Here is a 3,465-nt window from a genome sequence, read left to right on the forward strand (position 1 = left end):
TGAGCGTGAGCACGGAAGTCGATGGACTGTTTTGCAGCGTAAATGAGGGACGGCTGGCAAAGTAAAACGGGGACCTGTGGTCCCCGTGCTGTTTTAGACCGAAGTTCCAGGGGAACTTGGGTTTAGAACGGCTCGTCGATGGTCTGGTGTGGCGGGTGGGTTGGCCCACCGTACCAGGGCTCGTGATAGCGCCGGATCTGGGTGGCGTAGGCGCGGCTGAACCAGAGATAGAAGTCCTCGATGAAGAACTGCATCATGTAGGCGGCCTCATCGGAGAGTTCGGGTAACGGCAGGCGTCGCGAATTGGCGCGCCTGTGCGGGGATGTCTTTCGGGACATGTCATCGGGCTCCATTGGATTGAGATTGACGCGCCGGGGTGCGACGCGAAGACGGCGTGGCCGGCGCAAACACCTCGAAGTACAGCTTCTCGTCGAGTTCGGACAGTTCACGCTGGGCAGCGGTGTTCAGCAGTTCGTTGGCGAGCGTTGAGAGGACGCGATAGTTGCCCAGTGCGTGTTCGCACAGCGTGTGGCGCAGCGGCGGCGTCATCAGTTGCGGCGCGCCCGCGCTGGCGAGCAGGTGATCGAGGCAGGCCAGCAGATCTTCGGCCGACGCCTTCTCGGTTGCCAGGCGCGAACGGATACGGCTGCCCAGTGGCAGCAGCTCGTCGCGGCGCAGCTTGTCGGTCAGGCGCGTGTCGCCGGCGAGCACCACGCATAGCAGCGGCTGCGAATCGAAGCGGGCGCTGGCCATCAGGCGCAGCTCGTTAAGCACGCCCGCGCTCATCTCCTGGGCCTCGTCAATCAAGAGGATCGGACGACGGCGCGTGCTCTGCAGATGCGACAGCCACCGTTCGCGCAGTGTCTTGAAGCCGCCCCAGCGGTTATGCGGACGGAGTTCGAGCGCAAAGATGTCGCCCATCTCGCGATAGAAATCGACGAGATTGCTTTGCGGGTGATTGATGGCGACGACCGTCAGGTCGGTGTGACGCTCAAGTCGCTCAGCCAGCACGCGCATGACGACGCTCTTGCCGGTGCCGGGTTCGCCGTGGACCATCGCGAAGCCGCCTTCGCGTACCAGCGCGTTCTCGATACGCCAGCAGAAGTTCTCGATTCTGGGCGCGACGTAGATGGCCTCAAGCGGCAGTTCTGGCGAGAACGGGTTCCACTTCAGACCGTACAGGGCTTGCAGGCGCTGGCTCATACGCTCTCCTGCCAGTCGGCGGGAATCCAGGACGGTGGCAGGCCGGTTGCGGCGTGTTCGGCGAGCAACTGGCGCAACAGCGGCGCGATGCCGGGTTGGCTCACGGGCGCCAGATTCGCAGTGCTACTGATGTCATCAAGCCGACGGCGCTGACCGTCGGCGTTGGCGGCCTTGTCCAGCGGACGTACCGGACACAGGACCTTGCCCGTATCAGCGTCGACCAGATCGACATGACCGAGATTCCATCGCGCGTAGCGCAGACGCACGCGCTGCAGGTGCCGGTACGCTGAAGGGATCTCGAAGCGCGTACCGTCCAGACTTGCTGTGCCATCCGAGCGGCGCTGGGTACGGGTCACGTCGATCCGGAATGCCGAACGCAGCGCGTTGCTGGACGGACATTCGCGACTGACATCGGGGCCTGCAAGATAGCGCTCAAGCGGTGTGCAGCCGATCTCGGAATGGTGAGCGCGGTGGTACTCGTGTTCGATCCACGCATGCGTAGCGCGATTGAGCAGATCGAGCGTGAGATCGGACTCGCCCTCGAGCATGGCCATCACGCGCCCCTCCACGCGGGCCCAGAACGTCTCCTGTTTCGCGTTCTGGTGGGGTGAGTATGGCAGGGTCGTCTGGTGTAGCACGCCAAGCGCGTGCAATCCGGCGGTCGTCTCCTCGGCAAGCATGGCCGACCCGTTGTCGGTCATCAGGGCACGGCACAGACCCCTTCGCTGGAACGCCTGGCACAGGCCGTGGACCAGGCTCTGTGCGGTCTCGTCGAGAAACCACTGCGCGTGACAGACGACGCGCGAGCGGTCATCGAGTAGGCACAGCAGCATCGGCGTGATCCACTGGCCGTCCTTCGAGAGCAGCTTGCGCGAACCATGATGGAAATCGAGATGCCAGAGCGCGTTGACGTGCTCGACCTCGAAGCTGCGCACCTCGAGCTTCTCCAGGCGGTCGCGCGCGAGCATCGCGCCGGCGCTGGTATGGCGCGGCTTGCGCTGGCGAAACAGCCCGTTGGCCATGAAGTAGCGCCGCACGGTCGCATACGAAGGCAGGTTCGCTTCGCCAAGTACGGCCAACAGGTTGTCGTAGTGCAATTGACGGGACCATCCCGGATGCTGCTGGTATTGCGCATGAATTGCCTGAACGGCTTCGGGCGACAGGCTTGGACTGGTACCACGGGGGCGTTTGCGGTCCGCGAGACTGGCCACCGGGTCGTGTGCAGCGCGACGCGCCTGGTAAAACCATCTCTCGATCGTCGAGTAGCCGAACCGGACGTCGGCGCCGGTGACAGGATGCCGCCAGCATTTGCGGGTGAGCGTATTGATAAGTTCGCCCAGTTCGCCGGGCTCGGGCGGTGCGGCAAGCAGGGGCCCGACGACAGCGAAGCGCAGGCGTGCCCAGCGATCCCGCACAGGTAAATCGCGATGTTCAGTCATGAGGTCTCCAGAGATGCGGCGACATTGCCGCGATTCATGGGAGACGCGAGACTACCGGGGGCCTCTGGGGCAGGCGAGCGAGAACTTCTGCGGGCGAGCTACCGTCCCTCACGCACGTTGCTCGCGGCGCTGCCGCTGGTGAGTGGCGCGAGCCAGCGCAGCAGCCATATCAGGGGCGTGGGCGCCTGTGTGGCGGTAAAGCGTTCAAGCAGGCTTGCGGGAATCCGGTCAGTCTCGACGGGCGGCACGAAATCAGCGCGGCCAAGTGTCCAGAATGGTGTCGACACAAATTGCGTGCGCCACCATGTTCGCCATTGCGCGACGGTGGAGCGCGGTACACCTAACGTGTCAAGTTGCCGCGAGGCCGCAGCCGTGCCGGCGCTGGCGCGCGCGGCGCTGACGACGACCATGATCGCGGCGACATACACGCGTCGGCCGAGAAAGCGCACCGAAAACGGCGTGGTGCGACGCCGGCATTTAGCGCAGCAGAAGCTGTAGCGGAAATCGCAGTCCGAGCGGGCTTCGCACGGAAGTCCACGGGGTTTGCGGGGATAACGGGCGCTGTGAAGTACACCGCCGCAACAGCGACAACGCTGCGTGCGGGCCTGGCTGGCGAAATCCTGATCGATGTGTAACAGCAGCTGATAGAAATTTGGATGAAAGATACTCACGTGGCACACTGGGAACGTTTCAGATTCTGGCGAACCTGAGACTCTCCCTTGGGCATCGTTTGGTCAAGATGCCTGAGGGAGATCCCCCTGCGTCCCTCACGCAATTTGCAAAAAACGGCCCAAATTTCCATCGACTTCCGTGCTCACGCTCA

Annotated in this window: 4 protein-coding genes; all 4 read right to left on the bottom strand. The window is 63.5% G+C overall.

The genetic code is table 11. The features are described 5' to 3' along the window. Positions 1-122: 122 nt before the first annotated feature. Positions 123-338 (bottom strand): hypothetical protein, encoded by a 216-nt coding sequence (locus J8I87_RS43575; RefSeq protein WP_209938814.1) that lies wholly within the window; start codon positions 336-338, stop codon positions 123-125. Position 339: 1 nt separating this feature from the next. Further along, positions 340-1,203, bottom strand: a complete 864-nt coding sequence (locus tag J8I87_RS43580) for an ExeA family protein (RefSeq protein WP_209938815.1) — start codon at positions 1,201-1,203, stop codon at positions 340-342. Continuing rightward, positions 1,200-2,642 carry a DDE-type integrase/transposase/recombinase gene (locus J8I87_RS43585; protein ID WP_209938816.1) on the bottom strand — a complete coding sequence of 481 codons (1,443 nt, stop codon included), beginning with the start codon at positions 2,640-2,642 and terminating at the stop codon, positions 1,200-1,202. The genes J8I87_RS43580 and J8I87_RS43585 overlap by 4 nt, the downstream gene beginning before the upstream one ends. A 98-nt stretch (positions 2,643-2,740) precedes the next feature. Further along, positions 2,741-3,091 carry a hypothetical protein gene (locus J8I87_RS45560; protein ID WP_245254619.1) on the bottom strand — a complete coding sequence of 117 codons (351 nt, stop codon included), beginning with the start codon at positions 3,089-3,091 and terminating at the stop codon, positions 2,741-2,743. Between the last annotated feature and the right edge of the window lie 374 nt (positions 3,092-3,465).

It is taken from the genome of Paraburkholderia sp. LEh10, from assembly GCF_017814945.1.
Lineage (GTDB): Bacteria > Pseudomonadota > Gammaproteobacteria > Burkholderiales > Burkholderiaceae > Paraburkholderia.